Source organism: Rhodanobacter sp. FW510-R10, from assembly GCF_058781105.1.
The window spans coordinates 2,462,935-2,483,086 of sequence record NZ_JBYSWL010000001.1 but is presented as its reverse complement, the minus strand read 5'-3'; the positions used below and the strand labels follow the sequence as shown (position 1 = coordinate 2,483,086).

The 20,152-nt window shown below is 63.8% G+C and carries 16 protein-coding genes; 7 read left to right on the top strand and 9 right to left on the bottom strand.

The annotated features are described in order from the left end of the window. Positions 1-438: 438 nt before the first annotated feature. The gene (locus AC3WJB_RS10590; protein WP_492681351.1) at positions 439-1,665 is read right to left on the bottom strand and encodes a hypothetical protein; all 1,227 of its coding nucleotides are present in this window, start codon (positions 1,663-1,665) and stop codon (positions 439-441) included. A gap of 332 nt (positions 1,666-1,997) precedes the next feature. Here AC3WJB_RS10590 and AC3WJB_RS10585 point away from each other — a divergent pair, with 332 nt between their 5' ends. Together AC3WJB_RS10585 and AC3WJB_RS10580 are read left to right on the top strand one after the other, a co-directional pair. Next, positions 1,998-4,079 carry a DUF362 domain-containing protein gene (locus AC3WJB_RS10585; protein WP_492681349.1) on the top strand — a complete coding sequence of 694 codons (2,082 nt, stop codon included), beginning with the start codon at positions 1,998-2,000 and terminating at the stop codon, positions 4,077-4,079. Positions 4,080-4,081: 2 nt separating this feature from the next. After that, a complete protein-coding gene (locus AC3WJB_RS10580) occupies positions 4,082-5,119 on the top strand; it encodes an NAD-dependent epimerase/dehydratase family protein (protein WP_492681347.1) in 1,038 nt (345 codons plus the stop codon). Positions 5,120-5,521: 402 nt separating this feature from the next. On the opposite strand, the gene AC3WJB_RS10575 is transcribed toward AC3WJB_RS10580, so the two are convergent. Both AC3WJB_RS10575 and AC3WJB_RS10570 read right to left on the bottom strand, forming a co-directional pair. Continuing rightward, positions 5,522-5,908, bottom strand: a complete 387-nt coding sequence (locus AC3WJB_RS10575; protein ID WP_492681345.1) for a hypothetical protein — start codon at positions 5,906-5,908, stop codon at positions 5,522-5,524. A 23-nt stretch (positions 5,909-5,931) separates the two neighbouring features. Next, positions 5,932-6,378, bottom strand: a complete 447-nt coding sequence (locus AC3WJB_RS10570; protein WP_492681343.1) for a hypothetical protein — start codon at positions 6,376-6,378, stop codon at positions 5,932-5,934. Positions 6,379-6,696: 318 nt separating this feature from the next. Here AC3WJB_RS10570 and bla point away from each other — a divergent pair, with 318 nt between their 5' ends. The 3 genes from bla to AC3WJB_RS10555 all read left to right on the top strand — a co-directional run bounded on the left by bla (position 6,697) and on the right by AC3WJB_RS10555 (position 11,780). Next, complete coding sequence (gene bla, locus AC3WJB_RS10565) at positions 6,697-7,695, top strand: class A beta-lactamase (protein WP_492681341.1); 999 nt, start codon at positions 6,697-6,699, stop codon at positions 7,693-7,695. Positions 7,696-7,906: 211 nt separating this feature from the next. Further along, positions 7,907-9,136, top strand: a complete 1,230-nt coding sequence (locus AC3WJB_RS10560) for a YncE family protein (RefSeq protein ID WP_492681339.1) — start codon at positions 7,907-7,909, stop codon at positions 9,134-9,136. 832 nt (positions 9,137-9,968) lie between these two features. After that, positions 9,969-11,780, top strand: a complete 1,812-nt coding sequence (locus tag AC3WJB_RS10555; protein ID WP_492681337.1) for a hypothetical protein — start codon at positions 9,969-9,971, stop codon at positions 11,778-11,780. Positions 11,781-12,156: 376 nt separating this feature from the next. On the opposite strand, the gene AC3WJB_RS10550 is transcribed toward AC3WJB_RS10555, so the two are convergent. The 4 genes from AC3WJB_RS10550 to AC3WJB_RS10535 form a co-directional block, all read right to left on the bottom strand. Beyond that, positions 12,157-12,639 carry a tyrosine-type recombinase/integrase gene (locus tag AC3WJB_RS10550; protein ID WP_492681335.1) on the bottom strand — a complete coding sequence of 161 codons (483 nt, stop codon included), beginning with the start codon at positions 12,637-12,639 and terminating at the stop codon, positions 12,157-12,159. A gap of 311 nt (positions 12,640-12,950) precedes the next feature. Beyond that, complete coding sequence (gene chrA, locus AC3WJB_RS10545) at positions 12,951-14,348, bottom strand: chromate efflux transporter (protein ID WP_492681333.1); 1,398 nt, start codon at positions 14,346-14,348, stop codon at positions 12,951-12,953. Between the two features lie 33 nt (positions 14,349-14,381). Then, entirely contained in the window at positions 14,382-15,308 is a 927-nt protein-coding gene (locus AC3WJB_RS10540; RefSeq protein WP_492681331.1) for a DUF1259 domain-containing protein, read from the bottom strand. Further along, positions 15,305-16,276, bottom strand: a complete 972-nt coding sequence (locus AC3WJB_RS10535; protein WP_492681329.1) for a chromate resistance protein ChrB domain-containing protein — start codon at positions 16,274-16,276, stop codon at positions 15,305-15,307. Before AC3WJB_RS10535 ends, AC3WJB_RS10540 begins: the two co-directional genes overlap by 4 nt. An 82-nt stretch (positions 16,277-16,358) precedes the next feature. On the opposite strand from AC3WJB_RS10535, the gene AC3WJB_RS10530 reads away from it, so the two are divergent. Together AC3WJB_RS10530 and AC3WJB_RS10525 are read left to right on the top strand one after the other, a co-directional pair. Continuing rightward, a complete protein-coding gene (locus AC3WJB_RS10530; RefSeq protein ID WP_492681327.1) occupies positions 16,359-17,555 on the top strand; it encodes an MFS transporter in 1,197 nt (398 codons plus the stop codon). Between the two features lie 209 nt (positions 17,556-17,764). Next, positions 17,765-18,169, top strand: a complete 405-nt coding sequence (locus AC3WJB_RS10525) for a YncE family protein (protein ID WP_492681325.1) — start codon at positions 17,765-17,767, stop codon at positions 18,167-18,169. A gap of 19 nt (positions 18,170-18,188) precedes the next feature. Here AC3WJB_RS10525 and motB read toward each other — a convergent pair whose 3' ends face one another. Then, complete coding sequence (gene motB, locus AC3WJB_RS10520; protein ID WP_492681323.1) at positions 18,189-19,178, bottom strand: flagellar motor protein MotB; 990 nt, start codon at positions 19,176-19,178, stop codon at positions 18,189-18,191. Next, positions 19,175-20,044 carry a flagellar motor stator protein MotA gene (motA, locus tag AC3WJB_RS10515; protein ID WP_492681321.1) on the bottom strand — a complete coding sequence of 290 codons (870 nt, stop codon included), beginning with the start codon at positions 20,042-20,044 and terminating at the stop codon, positions 19,175-19,177. The genes motB and motA overlap by 4 nt, the downstream gene beginning before the upstream one ends. Positions 20,045-20,152: the final 108 nt, after the last annotated feature.

Sequence of the window (20,152 nt, the reverse complement as noted above, 5' to 3'; positions counted from 1 at the left end):
TTGTACCTATGACGGGTGTCGACCGGTGTGCGGGTGCTGACCTCCACACGATTTCTTATTCAGCTTCCGAAGAAGAACAATCGGCGGCCGTTGCCACCCGTTACCCGGAGGGCGGATTTGGGCCTAATAGAGACGTTGATCGGTCGTTGACCGGTGCCGACCCAAAGCGGCCTTTAAAGTGCACCTTGACCCGCGCGGCAGGCGTTGGACCTGGGCGCGGGCGGGATTGCGGCGCTTCTTCCAGGCCGCAATCTCGTAGCGGCACAAATCCAGCACCGGTTTGATGATGGCGCTCAGCATGAAGACGATTGGGCTGCTGCGCTCACCAGCGCGTCGGCGAGACGGGACTGGGTGGCGCGGGCTTGTTGCAGTCGCTCGCGCAGATCGGTGCAGAGGGGCACCACGAAGCTTTCAAAGCCAGCCGCATATCCTGCCAGTTCAGGCCTGGGGCGCCGCCGGGCTGAGCAAGACGCCATGGTGGAATCCAAGCCGTTGGTCGCCAGAGGTGGCCCAGGGCAAGAACTCCTTCAAGGAAGGCATGGGTACCCGCAACCGGAGCTGGTTTGACGGGTAGTCATAGATCGTTATGTGATTCAGCCCGCGGTTTGCCGTGAACAGCAGGGTCTGATCGTTGGAGAGTTGACAAGCGTAAACCGAGTCCAGAACCGCGTAGCGGGAAATTCGCAGCGCGGCAAGGAAATGCCGGCTTTCGGGCACGATGTTGCCGCGGGTCAGTGCATCGGCGACCTGGACGCCCAACGCGCGACCATGTCCGGCGAGGGTGGCGATATCGGGCCGCTCGTCAATGAGGCGCCAGCGCGCCAGGCTCTCCCGGTCGATCATCATGATGGTCTGGCTGGCGCCGGTGCAGAAGATCAATTCGCCGTCCGAAAGCACCACGTCGGAATTGATGTGCGCCGGAACGTCACGTCCGGCGACCCAATGACGGATCACCTGCCCGCTCTCGACGTCGATCTCGAAGGCGTATTCCTTCAGGTAGGCCATGGCCCATTCGTACCAGTCTGAGCCACCTTGTGGCTTTACCCGGAAACTGAGGGCGTAAACCAGGTCGCGGTGCGCGTCGACCGCCACGTGCCAGCAGGTTGCAGGCAGCTCGATGCGGCGCGCGACACCCGTGTACAGGTCGAACAAGCCGATCTCCCGCGCCTCGCCGCGCGTGGGATGGTCCATCGAACCGTAAACGAGGTAGCGGCCGGATGCCGTGCGCTTGATTGCATGCGGCAGCTTGACCCCGTGGGCACCGATCTTCTCACCGGCGGCGAGGTGCCGTACGTCGAAGCGGTACAGGAAGTCGCCGACGGCGGCGATGAACTCGTGTTCCGACAGCCAAACGGCGTGTGTGCTGCCGCGCAACGAAGTGTCGTTGACCTCGAAACGCAGGGTGCTTTGGCGGGCGACCTCATGCGAGTCGGAACCGTCGTAGATCAGGAGATGCTGGCCCGTGTTGCCAAGGAAGCCAAGCGAACCGCCAGGACTGAGGCTCACCGAGTGGCCACCGGCAATACCGTCGAAATATTTGACCTTCCATGCATAACTGTTGTCAGTGGGGTCGAACAGGAACTGGCAAATCCCCGCCAGCCCCTCGAGACCGTTGAGGCCATTGCCATCGAGCGCAACGTGGAAGCGGTACGGATAGCTCTTCATGGAGGGTTGCCCCGGACGCCGCTGTTGCGGGAAACGCACTGGGATGAGGATATCGCTGTTTCGGCGGCAGGCGCGTATCGGCGTGACGCGGCAATCGCGGCATCCGGGGCTGCGCAGGCGGTGGATGCCGGCGCGGGGAAACGCAGCCCACACGGCTTGTGAAAGCCCCTGACGATCCTCTTGATCGACACGCCGCGGCCGAGCATGATCCACCCCGTGCCCTGCATGGATGAGCCCCTGCTATCGGCCATCCGGGGTGACACTGGCGCTGTCGCAGATCCTACCTGGCGGTCATTCCTGCTATGACTCGACGCCCTGCCAACGCAGAATCCGTGGTGTGGGTGCGGGAGCGCGCCGGGGCGGCCGGAGCCACGCTGCTCGAAGAGGTGCTCGCCGCGAGCGGGTTCTGGGAAGACGTAGGAGCCCGGCGCGGGCCGGTGGTCATCAAACCCGACCTTGACTGTTATGAGGCCGCGCCCCAGGCAGGCACCGATCCTGCACTCGTCGAACATCTGATCGACCTGCTGCACGACCACGGGTTTGACGACGTGGCGGTGGCCGACGCACGCACCGATGATGATTTCTGGCTGTACAACCGTGACCCGATGGCGGTGCCGGAACTCGTCGGCTACCGTTTCGAGACGCCTCGCGGCCGTCCCTACGAAGTGCTGGACGCGCGCGGCGGCGCCGCCTGGAAAGGCGCCGCGCTGCGCATCGGTTTCGCGAAATGCCGCACCCACGAGGATTGCCACTACGCCCTGGGCGTGCACAACCTGGCTGCCCTGGCGCCGGTACGCCGGGGTGTCGCCGAGGACGCGCTCACGGTATTGCGCGATGCGCCGCCGCACTGGTGCCTGATCGACGCCATCGTAAGCGCGCATGGCGGCGCCGGCCATCGGGCGCCGCGGCCGTTGGCCACGCACACGCTGATCGCTAGCCAGAACGCGCTGCTCGCAGACTGGGCTGCTGCCGCGCGCATGGGGCTCGACCCGTATGTGTCGCCCGTGAACGCGCTCGCATTGCATGCGCTCGGGTTGCCGCCGCACCGCATCGAGGGTGATTTGTCGCCCTGGCCGATGTGGCACAACGTGCACCCGGTGATGGCGCAAGCCGCACGCCGGCGCAACGCCAGCGACGGGCTGGGCGCCATGTCCGCAGCGTGGTTCCAGAAGGTCGACCGCGAACGTTTCGCGTTGCGCGACTTCTACAGCGACCGCCTCAACGCCATGGTGGCGCCGCTGGTGGCGCGGGTCGACGAGGACCCGCGCGCATTCTGGATGCTGGTTGCGTTGAACCTGTTGCTGGTGCGCATTGACGGCTTCGTGCGCGCGCAGCAGACCCTGTTTGCGAAGCAACGGCTGCGTCGTCGTGACTCACCACTGCGCATGGACCCGCATGCCTTTGGCGCGGCGACCTACGATGCAATCGAGGCCGAGTTTGCGCCGTACGAAGCGCTCCTCCAGCACATCCCCGCGGGCCGCAATGGATTGCGTTGGCGCCACGTCGACGGTGCCATTTTATTTGGCAATGAACATGTATTCCCGCTGCCATACGACGTCTTCGTGCGCCGTGTCGACATCGCGAAGGCGATCCAGTACATGAACGACTACATTGGTGGCGATACCGTCGTGGTCCGGCGCGACCGTCGCGGCAGGGTCGTGCACCAGGCCGAGCGCAACGTCTACCTGCAGCAGCCGAACTGGATGGTGTTGTTTGGCGGCGAGGTGATCGACGTGGAGAAGATCGAGTGCATCCGCCGCCGCGCAGGTCGCCAGACCATCCACTGGCGCACGGTAGCAAGCCCGAATGGCAGCGCCAGCGTCGACGACGGCGGAGCGACGTTCACGCGCACGGCGGAGGGACTGACCCGCGTGCGCGTGTTCGGCCGCCAAAAGTTCACGGTACCGCTCCCGTTCCGCTTGTTCGACATCGACCTTGCGCCGGCTTTGCGCGACCCCATCATAGAAAGTGCGTACGCCACCTACTTCGAGGGCACGCTGCGGAACCTGCAGAAGGCCTACGACGGAGAGGAATTCCGCATCGGGCGTGAGCCATCGGTCGAGAACCCGCAGCGCGCGCTGCCGCGTTTTCTTGCCACGGCCGCCGCTGCGCTGGCGGAATTGCTGCGCGACCGGCGCGGTCTCAGCGACATGGGGCACATGGCTGCCTGGCTCATGGGGACGGATGCACCACAGGCAGCGACGGGGGGCGGCCCGGAGCCGCTGGTCACCGACGGCGCCGGTTTCCGCCACTTTGCGCCGCCAGCACCCGCCCCTGGGATCAGGGACCGAGAAGACCAGTGGGTCGCCGGTTTCGCGGCGCTGGCTAGGGATGCGCCCGACTTTTTCCAAGGCTTGGCCGACGCCGTCTCCCACGACCTGGACGCGCTGGCCGATCCCGGCGAGGGAGGCTAGCCATGCGCGCTCTGGTGACCGGGGCGACGGGAATAGTCGGTGCGCACATCGTACGTGCCCTGCTCGATGGTGGCCATGACGTATGCGTACTGGTGCGGCTTGGCAGCGACCGGAGGGCACTCGCCGGGCTGGACGTGACAATCTGCGAAGGCGACGTACTTGATTCGGCAAGCGTCGAGCGCGCAGCGCGGCGATGCCAGTGGGTGTTCCACGCCGCCGCGGTGTTTGCCTACGACGGCATTTCGGCCCAGGCGCAGAATGATCTCGCCGTCCGTGGCACCCGCAAGGTGCTGCAGGCGGCGCATGCAGCCGGTGCGGCCCGCGTGATCGTCACTTCTTCGGCGGTCACGCTGGGCTCCGCCGCGAAACCGCAGGTGCTGGACGAAGACGCGGTGTTCGCCGAGCCCCAGCCATCCAATTATGTGCTGGCAAAGGTGCAGCAGGAGATCACGGCATTCGATGTCGGGCAGCGTCTCGGTCTGGATGTCGTTGCCGTGTGCCCGACGCTGGTGATCGGCGCCCACGATTACCGGCTCGGGCCAAGCAACGGGAATCTGGCAAATTACCTGAATGACCCGATGCGCTGCACCTTTCCCGGCGGCTGCAATGTCGTCGCGGCGCAGGACGTGGGCTTGGCGCACATGATCGCAGCTCAGCGCGGGGTGCCTGGGCAGCGCTACGTGGCGGGTGCCGAGAACCTGCGTTGGGAGGCGCTGCACGGCATGGTGTCCGACCTGGCCGGAACTTTTGGCCCTTCGCTCAGATTGAACCATACGGCAGCCTATCTGGCTGCGGCATCCATGGAGGCGGCGGCACGAATTGCGGGTCGACGGCCTGCCGTTACGCGTGACGAAGCGCGCATGGCCTGCCGCTTTTACTGGTACGACCACGCACGGCTCTCGGCGCTGGGCTGGGAGCCGTGTCCTGCGCGCGAGGCGTTGACGACGGCGCTTGCCTGGTTGCTGGACCAAGGTCGCATAGCCGAAAACGTTGCCGCGCGCTTGCGGCCCTTGTCTGCGGTACAGGCGGCACGGACATGAAGGCCATCCTCCTGCTCCAGGGTTCGCCGACCTCGCTGATGGAAGCGCTGGTGGAGCAAACCTGCGAGTTGGCAGCGGCGCTGCCGCACATGGAAAGCGCACGGGTGCTGGAGCGTCGAGTCACTCCCCAAGGCCACGTATTGATCCATCAGCAGTGGCGTATACGCGTCAGCTTACCGGCCCTACTGCGACCTCATTTGGAGGACGGCCTGCAGGACTGCGTAGTGACGTTCGCATACCGAATAGGCGAATCACTCGTGCAATGGCGAGCCGAATCGGCTGCGCTGCACGCGCCTGGCGACGTGGGAGGTTCGTTGGTGTTCGCGGCCGCCCTTGGCGGCCGTGGTTCCCGTGTCGAGTGGAGCTGTGACGTGCCAATCGCCAATGAAGCTCTTCGCACGATCATTGGTGCTCTATTGGAGCGCCACTGGCGTGCCTTGCTTGAAGCGGCGGCGGCGAGAGTTGCGGCCCGCTCCGCTGCGCCAGCAGGCTGACCACGGACCAGGCCAGCGCCGTCAGCGCGACGGCTTCGGAGCGCGCTTCATGCGTCATGTGCAGCGTGAGCGACAGCAGGTTGCCATGCGGGTCGAACGCATCGTGATGCAAACGGGCGCGGCCCGGCTCGACCACCAGATGCAGGCAGGAGCCGTCGCTCAGCGGACGCCGCCAGTGCGAAGCGCCGGTGGGCGAGCCGGTACTCGAGTGGTATAGACCCGTTGCAACCAGCGCTTCAACCTCGCGGCGGGCAACCGGGCGCTCACCGTTGGACGTGTGCTCATGCTCGAGCACGCGCCGCTCGCAAGCCCGAAAACTCATTGGCGCCGGCGCGCGGCGCGCTTGGCCGGTGCGGCACCCTTCGTGGATGCGGTGCGCTTCGCCGGCACGGCGCGCTTCCTGGATGCGGTGCGCTTCGTGGTTGCGGACCTGGGTGCGCTCGTCGTGTCGACGTCGCGCTTCTGCGTGCCGTCCGCGATGCGATCGAGCCCTTCGTAATAGCGTGTGCTGAGGCGCTGTGCCAAGTCCGCGTAGGTCCGCAGGCTTTGTTGACCAAACGATTTCACCTTGCGCGCGGTCTCCGCAAGTGAAGCCTTGTCGTCTTGCGCCGCCTTGAGTACTTCGGCCGCGAGCTCCGTGAAGCGCGAAGCTTCGTTGAGGTACACCTGCATGGTCTCTATGCCGGCGCTCAACAGGCTGATTTCCAGCTTTCCAGCACCAACCAGCAACTTTTGGACGTCCAACGGTTCCGAATTGGTTGCCATGACGCTTCCCCTCTGCAGTGGGAAACCGATGTCTCGCATGCTAGCACCCTGTTTGAAGGGTGCAAATGCGCGCCGAAGCCATCCACCGTCCGGTTCGTGGAAGCGGGTTCGACGAGCTCTTTGACACGCTCCGCCTGGGCCTGACACAGGCCATCCCGGTCCGTAGGGAATCTGGTGGTATCTGTTGGTACCTTTGATGGCATGTTCGGCTTTCGCTATCGGCCGCGAGCGGATTCGGGGCAGACAGTTGGGACGCAGCCGGGCTGACCAAGACTGATAGCATCCGCTCTGGAGTCGTAAATATCAGCATGGATGTCCATGAGCCTCCGATCGCTCGCCCTGGCTTTGCTTTTGTCGGCGTCCATGTCGCTCCCAACGAGCGCCCAGGTGGCCGAGGTTCCAGGCTCCCGTCTGCAGCACGTTTTGACGGTGCTCGCAAAGAGCGCAAAGCCCGGCGTGTTGGGAATTACGGCGGTGGATCTGCGCACAGGTACCCGGGCCCGGGTCAACGCAGATCACGCCTTTCCCATGATGAGCGTCATCAAGGCGCCCGTTGCTGCGGCGGTGCTGTCCCGGGTCGATGCCGGTCTCATCGGTCTGGACCAGATGGTCACCATTGATCGAAAAGATCTCGTGCCGGGGGCGGCAGTGCCATCCATCGGGGCTTTATTCAAGGGCGAGCGCATGCGCTTCACAGTCCGGCGCTTGCTGTCCGCCACGGTCAGCGAGAGTGACAATACGGCTGTCGACGCCCTGATCAAGCTGGTCGGTGGCCCGCATGTGGTCACCCAGTTCCTACGGGACCATGGCGTCGACAGCATGCGCGTGGATCTTTCCGAAGGCGACGTTGGCCGCATATTCCGGGATACGACCGGCGGGCGCACGATCCCGGATGGCGAGTCTGACCTTGCTGCGCTGTCACGCCAGCGGCGCGGCTACCGGGCTTATATGAAAGATCCGCGCAATCGCACGACGCCCGACGCAGCGGCCGATTTCCTTGAAAAGCTCTGGGCCGGGGAGCTGCTCTCCCGCGAGTCGACAAAGCGGCTGATCGAGCTCATGGAAGGTCAAACGCTACCCGTTCGCTTGCGGGCCGGGCTGCCAAAGGGTGTCCGCCTCGCGGACAAGTGCGGGACTTCGTACACACTGGAAGGCCAAACGGCGGCCTTCAACGATATAGGCGTGATAACGATGCCTGACGGCCGGACCATTGTCGTGGCGGCATTTCTTAGCGGCTCGCGCGCCGACAAAGCGGCACGTGCCAAGCTTTTCGCGCAGATCGGAACGTATCTAACAGACCCATCCCTGCTGCCGTAGCGGCAGCTGGACTTCAGCGTTTCAGCAGATGGTGAAACGATGTCTGCTTTCGACCCAAAGTGGCCTGTGGCGACCGTCCGCTTTCGGGAAGACTTGTTGCCGTCACGCATTTGGTGTGGAGACATACTGTAAAACGCATTCCAGAAAAGAACCCGTTCCACATATCTCCGTCGTGAAGTAGCTTTGCCACCAATCAGTGAGGAAGCGAGTCATGAAGAAGGCAATGTTCCGTTGCTTGCTGCTGCTGGTTTCGACGTTGCCGCTGATCGCGGCAGCGGCGCCGGGTTCCGGCCACTATCTTTTCGTGTGGGCAATGGAAGCCAGTCATCCTCAAGCTGCTGATACGGCAATGACGCCAGCCCATATTGCCACAAGGCGTGGTCGACTCGGACTGGGCAACGACTTCCTCGCCGTGTTCGATGTCGGCGGAGGACCGTCGTTCGGCAAGCTCGTGGCTATGCTGCCCGTTGGTGAGGCGGTGATGGCGCATCACACGAATTATGCGGAACCCCCGAATGATGTTTTGTACGCAAACGATTGGTTCGGGAACAGCACTTACGTTTTTGACCTTCGTGACCCCGCGCATCCGAGGCTGGCGCGGAAATTCGGCAGCATCGGCGCTTTCGGCTATCCACACTCGTTCGTCTATCTGTCAAACGGCAACACGTTGGCGACGTTCCAGTATTCCAGTGGGTTCAACCATGCCGCGGGCGGACTGGTGGAGTTCGATCTCGAAGGTCGGGTCGTGAGAACTGCGTCGGCGATCGCGCCAGGGCATCCCAATATTCGCCCATACAGTCTGACCGTCGTTCCGAAGCTCGACCGCGTTGTCACCAGCAGCGCAGACATGATGGGCGCACAAGTCAGCCACGTTACCCAAATATGGCGGCTCTCGGATCTGAAGCTGCTCAAAACCCTGCAACTGCCGCCGCAACCCGACTCGTTTTACGATACTGCTGCGGATTCGTCCGAGCCTCGTCTGCTGGCAGACGGCAAAACGGTCGTCGTACCGACGTTCAACTGCGGTCTTTTCCTGGTTCAAAACCTGGCGGGCGACAATCCGTCGCTGCAACATGTCTATGACTTCGGCTACCGCACTTGCGAGGTGCCGATAGTCGTGGGTAATTTTCTGGTGGAAACCATGCAAAGCGGGCACGCCATCGCGAGTCTCGACATGCATGATCCGGAACATCCCCACGAAGTCAGCCGCATTCTGCTGGCGCCGGATGAATACCCGCATTGGCTCGCCCTCGAACCGGGCGGAAACCGTCTGGTCATCACGGGTTATGGCGCGCTCGATACCAAGATCCGCTTCGCCACTATTGAGCGCCGCACCGGCAAACTGACACCCGAGCCGGATGTGATCAATTTTACGCGTGTGTGGCCGGATGGTTGGAAGGGGAGCGCTATGCCGCACGGCGCCGTTTTCAGCAACCCTTGAGGCGGCACTGCGAGGAAGCAATCTTCGCCATGTCGTGCGGGCGAACCGTCGAAGGCCGATATCGTGGTGCATCAGGGCACGATCGGTACGCAGTGTCTGATCAACGGCGATTTGGGAATGCACGACTTCCATATCCACCGGCTGAGATCTGAGTGGAAGTACGGAGATGGCGGCTGGTCGCTGCATCAACCCTCCAACGACCGCTATGGGGCGATGGAATACAGGTAGCGACTGTCGCGTTGTGGCCGGATAGCGACCAGGCCTTGCCTCGCTATCCGGCTCGCATTTCCTTCGATCAGACCTCGGTCTGTTCTGTGATCTCCAGGGCATCCTCTACTTCGATGCCGAGGTGGCGGACGGAGCTTTCAAGGAGATGCGATCTACGGAGCCAACATCGCGCACTCGCAACTTCACCAAATCACATGCCCTGAGCTTGCTGTCGATCGCGAGATCGAACAAGGCAAGGTCTCGAACCTTCCTGGCCAGTTGCAGGCGAATCCGGATGGCCCAGATGTCACGGAGCCTGAGAGGGGCCTTCTGGCCGGTGAGTTGCCCTTGTTCCATGGTTCGCGAGGCTGAGCAGACGTATCGTTCGTATTCATGGCCGACTCCTGCCGAAGTGGTGGAGCCTTCCAGGCTGCGCTCATGTCACGAACGAGCGGTGTTCGACCCGTCGCTGACGGTGACGAACGGCTGCTTTCGGCCAGGTGGGCTGCCTATTGCGGGCGGCTCCAGCGGATCTCGCGCATGCCAGCCTCGTCCGTCGACCGGGCCGGCCGTGCTGCGGCGGGCCGGCGCTATACTCGCCGAGGCTGGGGACCGGGGCCATGCGGTGGAAGAATTCTTCGCACGACTGAAAGAACACAAGCTGGTGCAATGGCTGCTGGGCTATGCGGCGGTGGCAGTAGCTTTGATACCCGTGCTGGATATCGTTGCGGCGCAGTTTGGTTGGCCGGAGAGTTTGCGTCGCGGTATTACGCTGTTACTGATCATGGGTTTCTTCGTGGTGCTGGTGCTGGCCTGGTATCACGGTGAGCGCGGTGCCCAAAACATGCCGCGCTCGGAGAAGTTGATTTTGGTGGGGTTGATTGTCGTGAGTGGTGTGCTGCTGTGGCGCTTGGCGCCGCCTGCGCAGCAAGCCATGGCGGTGGACAGCAGGGCGGCAAACACCGTTGATGCCAAGGCTATTGCCGCCGAGCCCCCGGCGAAAAATTCGATCGCCGTGATGCCGTTTGCCGATCTCAGCGCAGCGCAGGACCAGGCACTGTTCTCTGCAGGCATGGCCGAGGAAATCCTCAACGCGCTTACCCGGATCAAGAGCCTGCGCGTGCTCGGTCGTAGTTCGTCATTCCAGTTCCAGGGCAAGGACATGCCACCGCAAACAATTGGCCGGCAACTCGGCGTGGCCCATGTGTTGACTGGCTCGGTGCGCAAGCAGGGCAATGCACTGCGCATCACGGCGGAGTTGGTGCGCACCAGTGACGGCGTGCAGCAGTGGTCGAACCGGTACGACGGCAACCTGGCCGATGTGTTCAAGCTGCAGGACGCCTGCGCACGAGACGTGGCCAGCGAGCTGGATATCACCCTCAGCGATGCCGGTGCGCGACGTCTGGTCGACAAGGTGACCGACAATTCGCAGGCCTATGCGAAGTTCATCGAGGCGCAGGAACTGGTGACGAAACGGGTGGGTGACAGCCTGCCGCGAGCGATCGCCCTGCTGGATCAGGCGACCGGGCTGGACCCGCATTTCACACGTGCGTGGTCGACGCTGGCTGTGGCCTACGCCGTGCTTCCCCAATACGTCAATGCCGACTGGCAGACGAGCTGGCTGGCATCTGATCAAGCCGCACAGCGCGCGCTCGCGCTCAATCCGAATGATGCGGATGCTTACGCCGCCCTGAGTTACAACCAGTTCTCGCAGCGGCACTACAGTTCCATGGTGGAACCGATGCAGCGCGCGCTGGAACTGGCTCCAGAGAATTCCGCAGTGAGTTACTGGGCGGCGAACGAGCTGGCCGCAATGGGTCGCACCCGCGATGCCGAAACACGGCTTGATGCCGCGCTGGCCAACGACCCTGCCAACCCCCTTCTGTTGTTTTACAAGAGCATGCTCCGCTGGCGTGAAGGCGACCAAGCGGGCGCACTCGATTTCATCCACCGTAGCGGCACGGCCGACTCTCCGTTCGGCGAACTGATGCTCGGGTATTACGATGCGGCTCACGGTGACAAAGAGGGAGCCAAGCGGAACTTCGCAAGTTCCGCCGCCCGCATGGGCTCAAAAATCCCTGAGCAGGAATTGCAGGTGGTCTATCTCGGCACGTTTGGCACCGTCAGCCAAAAACAAATGGCGCTGAAGATCGTCGGTGCGCACACGGACGATGAGTGGGCACCCACCTTGCTGTTGCAACTAGGTGCAGCGGAGCGCTCGTTCGACCTGTACGAGGACGGCCACAGCGGCTTGTCCGATGCCTACCTCAACTGGCTCTGGCAGCCGGAGCCATGGTCGCGCAAGGCGCGTCAGGATATCGCCTTCCAGGGCTTCGCCAAACGGCTGGGCATGGTCGACTACTGGAAGCGCGACGGCTGGCCGGACCTGTGCACCCCTGCCCCAAGCGCAGGCCAGAACGCATTCACGTGCCGATAATACCGATCCTGCCTCCTTGCCGACCTCAAGCGTAGCCACCTGTGCTCAGGGCCCCCTTCATCACGCGGGCCGGCCAGCACGACCCCACTTCGCAACCTTGCGCACGCGGGCCGGTTTGCCACTCCCGGACCGACGATTCCCACGGCAGCCGGTTCGAGCCGGCAGTGAGCGACGCGGACTCGGCCAAACGAGTGCCTCGAACGCGGTGGCACATCACGAGCAGCGCTGCCTAAGCGAGAGTCCCATGCCGGAATCGGCGCCGTTACACGCACGGCGAACGTCAGCTCTGGAGCAACTTGATTGATGCGTCGACTGACGGGGTGTGGCCGGATAGCGACCAGGTCCTGTCCCGCTATCCGGCTCGCATTTCCTTCGATCAGACCTCGGTCTGCTCTGCGATCTCCAGGGCATCCTCTACTTCGATGCCGAGATAGCGGACGGTGCTTTCAAGTTTGGTATGTCCCAAAAGCAGTTGCACTGCGCGAAGATTTTTGGTGCGGCGATAGACCAAGGTAGCCTTTGTCCGACGCATCGTGTGCGTCCCGTACGCAGCAACGTCCAAACCGATTCCTGCGATCCACTGAGCCACGATTCGTGCGTATTGCCGTGTCGACAGATGGGTCAAATCATGGATGCGGCCCGGAAACAGGTAGGCGTCGGATCGAAGCTGCGCGCATTTGATCCAGGCGGAGATCGCCTCTCGGGTTGGCGCGGTGATCTCGAACTGGACCGGACGCTGAGTCTTTTGTCGAAGGATGATCGTGCGCGAAGAGATGCGATCTACGGAGCCAACATCGCGCACTCGCAACTTCACCAAATCACATGCCCTGAGCTTGCTGTCGATCGCGAGATCGAACAAGGCAAGGTCTCGAACCTTCCTGGCCAGTTGCAGGCGAATCCGGATGGCCCCGATGTCGCGGAGCCTGAGAGGGGCCTTCTGGCCGGTGAGTTGCCCTTATTCCATGGTTCGCGGGGCTGAGCAGACGTATCGTTCGTATTCATGGCCGACTCCTGCCGAAGTGGTGGAGCCTTCCAGGCTGCGCTCATGTCACGAACGAGCGGTGTTCGACCCGAAGCGGACATTTGATTCCTGTCCCGGATTGTGCAGCGACTCCCGGTGCCGAAGGCTTATTCCATCGGTCTCCGGACACGACCACCGTCGGCACGTCGCTACATGCGGGTAGTCGGCCCCAACCACTCAATAGCGATGCCCGCTAAGCCGCTGACCAGCAGCACCCATCCCATGCCCACTTTGAAGCGCAACATCGCCAACATGGCGGCGACCGCGATCAGTGCGGATGGCCATTGCAACGTGGCCCATACCGGCACTTCCAGATGGGCCCACCCCCACGGGCGCTCGTCTACGCGGGCGAAGACCGTGTGCAGGGTGAACCACACCGACAGGTTCAGCACCACGCCGACTACGGCGGCGGTCACCGCCGATAGCGCCGCATGCAGCGCGTGGTTGCTGCGCAGCGCCTCGATGTAGGGCGCACCGAGAAAGATCCACAGGAAGCACGGCGCGAAGGTGACCCAGGTCGTCAGCATGGAGCCGACGATGCCCGCACCCATCGGCGACATGCCGGCCTGGTGGTAGTAGGCACCGAGGAAGGCGACGAATTGCACCACCATGATCAACGGCCCCGGCGTAGTCTCGGCCAGCGCCAGCCCATCGAGCATTTGCCCCGGCGTGATCCAGTGGAATGTGGCGACCGCCGCTTGCGCGATGTAGGCCAGCACCGCATACGCGCCGCCAAAGGTGACCATCGCCGCCTGGCTGAAGAACAGTCCTTCCCTGGCCAGCACGCTGTGGCCGCCGTACATTGCCACGACCGCGAGCACCGGCGCCCACCAGATGGCCAACCAAATCAGCGTGACGCGGATCGACTGCGTGACGGACGGCCGCGTGTGCGTCAACTGCCCTTGTCCGAGCAGGCGATCGATCAGGAAACCGGACGCGGCGTCGGCCGCCGCCGAAGCCGGTGGCGGGAAGCTGCCCGGCACCCACGAACGCCCGAACAGACCCCACAGGCCGGCACCCAGCACGATCAGCGGGAATGGCACGCGGAACACAAAGATCGCAACGAAGGCCGCCGCGGCGATGAGAACCATCGTACGATTTTTCAGCGCCTTGCGGCCGATACGGATGACTGCTTCCACCACCACCGCCAGGATCGCGGCCTTCAACCCGACGAAGACGGCAAGCACCAGCGGAACCTGGCGGTAGAGCACATAGATGATGCTCATGACGAGGATGGTGACGAAACCGGGCAGCACGAACAGCACGCCGGCAATCAAGCCGCCGACCGTGCGATGCAGCAGCCAGGCGATGTAGATCGCCAGTTGGGTCGCTTCCGGCCCCGGCAGCAACATGCAGTAATTGAGCGCGTGCAGGAACCGCGCATCGCTGATCCAGTGGCGCGTATCCACCAGCTCGCGATGCATCAGCGCGATCTGCCCGGCCGGCCCGCCGAAACTCAGCAGGCCGATCTTGGCCCATACCCTGGTGGCTTGGCGCAGCGAAACCGGCGAGGGCTCGGGGGCCAAGGGTTCGGCCTGATCGCTCATCGGCAGCGCCCACAGCCGCGCCGGACAGTGGGTTCAGTGCGCCGCCACGCCGGCCTGCGCATCCAGCGCCGAGCGGAAGCCGCGAGCTAGCGTGGTCGCCGGACCCTTGCCCCAGAAGTGGGTGAAATAGAAGGCCGGCGCGTCGCCCATCATGTGGTTGTGCAGCGCCACCACGTGGATACCGGCCTGGCGCAGCGCGCGCAGCACCGGCTGCACTTCAGCCGCGGTCATGATGAAGTCGCCATCCATCGCGGCCGCCGCATCGCTGCCGCTGAAGGCCGCCCAGGTGGTGAGTCCCATCGAGGCGCCCATCTTCTGCCCGTGCATGCGCCCGTCGCGGCCGACGGTGATCTTGGCCACGCCGCCGCTGGCCTCGGCCTTGTGGCCGACGATCTGCGCCAGCGCAGCGGCATCGAGCTTGCCCGCCGTGGGCGCGGCGCCACCGAAGCCGTCGGCAGGTTGAGCCCGTGCTGCGCGCACCGCCTTGATTGCGTCCCATACCGCCTTGACGTCGGCGGCCAGTGCTTGCGGCTGGCCTTCGCCGACGATATGCATGAAGTACACCTTGGGCTGGTCGAAGAAGAAATGGTTGTGCAGCGCGGTAACCTTCAGGCCATGCGCGAAGGCCGCATCCATCGCGGCGTCCACCTCGTCCTGGAACACCACCGTGTCGCCCATCACCATCGCCTGGTCGCCCGTCGGCGCGAACGCGGCCCAGGAACCTAGCCCGGCAGCGGGCGCAAGGCGCATGCCATCGACAGTGACCGGCACATCGCTACGGCTCCAGCCGATCTTCACCACGCCGTCCTTCTGGGTCGTTGCCTTCACTCCCGCCGCTTGGCTGATCGCTGTGGCATCCAGCGAAGCGGCAGCCGCGGAATCGCATGCGATGGTCAGCCCCGCGATAACCAACAACATCCACGAGGAGCGTGCCGCAAGTTTTGAAATATGAGCATTCATGACGAGCCTCCGTCCGTTTCGGAATACGCCGCGTACAGGCAGTCGAGCACGGTTGACATGTCTGCCAGCAGCGCGTTGTCGTCCTCGCCGTGCCGGGCGCGTGCACCCGCCATGACGCTGGCGAAGCCGGCGGCATCGGCCACGGGTACGCCGCCGATGTCGAGGTAACCAATCAGGAGCCCCAGCCGTGCCAGGCGTGGATCGCGGTCCAGACCAAAGCTGGCCACCAGCACCTCGAAGGTCACGCGCGCACCGACGTGGCTGAACTCGGCACCGTCAAAATCGAACCCCACGATGTGCTTTGGGCAAGCGTCCGGCTTATTCAGCCAACGAAATTCCGCGCGGGGATCGATGAAGCGGCGGATCAGCCAAGCCGAGGCGACGCGATCGATCCATAAATGCCGGCGGGTGGCCCACACACGGCCTCGGTAATCCTGCATGCGGCGACGCAGAATCGCCGTTTTCTTTCTATGTGGTTCGTCGGGTGCGAACTGTGCATTGAGCGCGTGCTCAAGGTCGGTCAACGTGGTCTCCACCCGTGCCCGCGCCGCGCCCGGAAAGAAGTCGGTCGCGGCAACCGCTTCCAGCTCGCGCCGGGCGGCGGCGAGTCGCTTGCGCGCCTGCGCCTCGCCAAGTTGCCGCAAGCCACGGCGCAAGACCGCTAAACTTTCGAGTCCTCCCGCATAAGCCTGCGTACGATCGAAGGCAGCACGCAATTCGGCTTCCTGCCGGGCATCCGTCGAGGTGAACGGCACTACGTGCGCGCTGCCGCCGGCCTGGTTTGCCTCGCCAACCTGGGTCTTGAAAAGCAGCTGCGCTCCATCGCTTTCGGGCAGTACGTATACGCCGTCACGGAGCATCGCCGCGCCGGCGCCCTTGAGCGCTCGCCATAGCCGCATGCGGGGCGTGCGGCTGCGCCCTGGCAGCGACACCACCAGCATCAACCAAGTAGAGAGGTCTACGGGCACGTAGCGTATGCTACATCAACTACACCAGCGCTAGGGATCTATGGGTGCTTCGACGAACGAAGTGGTCAGGCCGCCCAGACGAATGCTCAGCTCACTGAACCGCCTGTTTGCTGCGCGTGCATTGCGTGACTTCGGCGACAGCTTTGTAGCCATTCTGCTTCCGGCATACCTGCTCGCACTGGGCTTCCCGCCGTTGGCGGTGGGCGTACTCGCCACAGTGTCGCTCTCGGGCTCGGCCTGTCTGACGATCGGCGCAGGCTTGCTGGGGGCCCGTTATGGCTACCGCCGGCTGCTGTTGATCGCAGCCGGCCTGATGGTGGTCTCCGGACTCGCGTTCGCCGCCTCCTGGGATTATGCGGTGCTGCTGGTAATCGCGTTTGCGGGCACCATCAACCCCTCTGCCGGCAACGTCAGCGTGTTCGTGCCCTTGGAGCACGCGGCGCTGGCGCACGAAGCAGGTGACCAGGACCGCACCCGGATGTTTGCGCGTTACAGCCTGGCGGGGGCATTGGCCGCGGCAGTGGGTGCGCTGGTTGCGGGGGCGCCGGAGCTGGTTGCGCCACTCGGGCTCGACCGGTTGAGTGCGATGCGCGGGATGTTCGTGCTGTACGCGCTGCTCGGCGTGGCGAAGAGCTTGCTCTACGCCCGCCTGCCGCAATGTCCGATCTCAGCCATCACCGCACCGTCCGCTGCACTCGGGCCTTCGCGTGCCATCGTGATCAAGCTGTCTGCATTGTTCAGTTTGGATGCGTTCGCGGGTGGCTTCGTGGTGCAATCCCTGCTGGCCCTGTGGTTGTTCCAACGCTTTCATCTTTCACTCGCCGCCGCCGGCGCGTTCTTCTTTTGCGCAAGTTTGCTGGCAGCGCTGTCGTACCCGGTTGCGGCACGCCTGTCGCGACGCTTCGGGCTGGTCAACACGATGGTGTTCACGCACATCCCTTCCAGCATCGCGCTGATCCTGGCTGCGCTGTCGCCCACGCTCGAACCGGCACTGGCGTTGCTGCTGGTGCGCGCCGCACTCTCGCAGATGGACGTGCCGACCCGCTCGTCCTACGTAATGGCGGTGGTGACCGAGGCCGAACGACCTGCTGCCGCAAGTTTCACCTCCGTGCCACGCAGCCTTGCTTCGGCCGCGAGTCCGGTGATGGCGGGCGCACTATTCACGGCTTCGGCGTTCGCGTGGCCCCTGTTGATCTGTGGCGCACTGAAGATCACCTACGACCTCCTGCTGCTGGCGCAGTTCCGGCGCCTCAAGCCGCCGGAAGAACGGGGAGCCTGATCGCGGGCGAATGATCACTTTCGGCAACGAGCGCAGGCCATGAAAATCGGCGCAAGCGACTTCCATCCAAGCTGGGTGTCGGCTGTCCTCCTGGCGTTTGCGACGTCAGTGCCTCTGTGCAGCCAAGCCGGCAATCCGACCAACCGATTGCCGCTGATTACAGTCGCGGACGTGCCGCTGCCCGGCAACGCGACGCGCAGCGCCATCACTTGTTTCTCGCGCACTTGGGCGATAGCGCGGTGCTGGTGTTCGATACCGTGCAACGGAAAGTGATCGCGACCATCCCGGATGTCAGCCGCGTGCACGGGGTGCTCTACGTGCCGCAACTGGATCGTGTGTATGCGTCGGCGACCGGACCCAATAAAGTGGTCGCGATCGATGCGAAGACTTTCAAGATAATCGCGCGCGCCCGGTGGCGATTACCCGGACGGAATGGCCTAATGCGTGAAAGGTGGGCGTACGTCGCCTTTCCAGGCGTACTCATGTGCCGCAGCCTTGTCCTTTGGAGTTTGCGGTCCCGTGAAGTACTTCCACGGTTGCCGTCTCTTGACCGCTTCTGCGCGGCGCGCTCGTCGTTCCGGTATCCAGCTGCGACGCATGATCCGATCAGTTGAGGGTATGCACCAGGACCACTCAGGGGGGCGAGCCGACGGTCCCGCCGGCGTGCCGGCTTGTCGCCTGGATGCTCAAGTGCGCTGCGGAGGCCGATTCGGTGGTCGAAGGTGCCGCCCCCGGCGTGCCTACGCTGTCCGCAAGCCCCTGTGACAACGCCGCTTCTTCTGCCTGCTTGGTCATCACCAGGATGCTGATGCGGCGGTTGATTGGGTTGCCGGGGTGGGCCTTGTCCAGCGGCACCGCCGCCGCCAGGCCAACCACCTCGGTGACCTTGTTGCTGTCCAGGCCGCCTTGCAGCAGGGCGCGTCGCGCGGCGTTGGCACGGTCGGCGGACAGCTCCCAGTTGCTGTAGTGATGATCGGTGGTGTACGGCGCGTCGTCGGTGTGTCCGGACAGCGTGATGCGGTTCGGCACGCGGTTGATGAACTTGGCCAGCTCGACCAGGATCTGGATGGTGTAGTCCTTGAGCGTTGCGCTGCCGGTGTCGAACATGGGCCGGTTGAGCTTGTCGACGATCTGGATGCGCAGGCCGTTTGGCGTGATGTCGATCAACAACTGGTCCTTGAACGGCGCCAGGGCCTGGCTTTTCTCGATCGCGGCCTGCAGCTCCTTCTTCAGCTCCTCCAGCCGCTCCCGCTCCTGCTCACGGGCCTGGGTTTCAGCATCCGCAGCACTGACGCGCCCGTTCTGGTGCTGGTCGGGGCTGTGCGGCCGATTCATGCCGCCACCCATGTCGATGACGGCGTCGCTTGCCCCGCCCGGTCCGACCTTGCCGGGCGGCGCCATGGTGGCGGTACCGGGCGTTGCGCTGGGGTTCTGGAAATACGCCGAAATGGCGGCGCGCTGCTCGCTGGTGCTGACGCCCAGGATCCACATCACCAGGAAGAACGCCATCATCGCGGTGACGAAATCCGCGTACGCGACCTTCCACGAGCCGCCGTGGTGCCCGCCGTGGCCGCGCTTCACCTTGCGGACGATGATGATTGGCTGGGTGGATTCGTCGCTCATGCACGTGCCTTTGCATGCATGTTCTGCAGATGCGTTTCCAGGTCCGCAAACGTGGGTCGCACCTGCACCGAGAGCGCCTTGCGCGCAAACTCGACGGCCACCTTGGGATTGTAGCCACGCAGGTTGGCGAGCAGCCCCACCTTGACGCACTCGAACGCCAGGCTGTCTTCCATGGCGCGGTTCTCCATCGCCTGCCCAAGCGGGCCGACGAAGCCATAACACAGCAAGATGCCGAGGAAGGTACCCACCAGGGCGCCGGCAATGTGCTCGCCAATCTTCGAGGTGTCACCGCCCAGCTGGGACATCGTGGTGACGATGCCGAGCACGGCGGCGACGATGCCGAAGCCCGGCAGCGCGTCAGCCACCTTGGTCACCGCCGACGAGGGTGCCGTTGCCTCCTGGTGATGGGTCTCCAGTTCGACTTCCAGCAGTTGCTCGAGCTCGTGTGCATTCATGCTGCCGGTGACGATCAGGCGCAGGCAGTCGGTGATGAACTCGATCATATGGTGGTCGGCAAGCAGCCGCGGATACGCGGAGAACACCGCACTCGACTGTGGGTCGTCGATGTGCGGTTCAAGCCCCAGCACGCCCTCCTTGCGCATGACGCCAAAGAGGTCGTACAGCAGCGACAGCAGGTCCATGTAATCCTGGCGCCGGTACACCGGCCCCTTCATCAGACTCAGTGCCTCCCGGAACGCCTGTTTGACCACCTTGCCCGGATTGCCGATGAAGAACGCGCCCAGCGCGCCGCCACCGATGATGATCAGCTCGTAGGGTTGCCACAGGGCGAGCAGATGGCCATGCGAGAGCAGGTAACCACCGAGCACGGAGACCAGCACTACCAGCGAACCGATCAAAACCAGCATACAAACTCCGTGCGGGATACCGCATCCCTCGACAACCCTTATCGACCGGGACGCGCAAAGATTGAATGCGCACAAGCGCGCCCGCGGATCTGCGGCCATCCGGCCGTC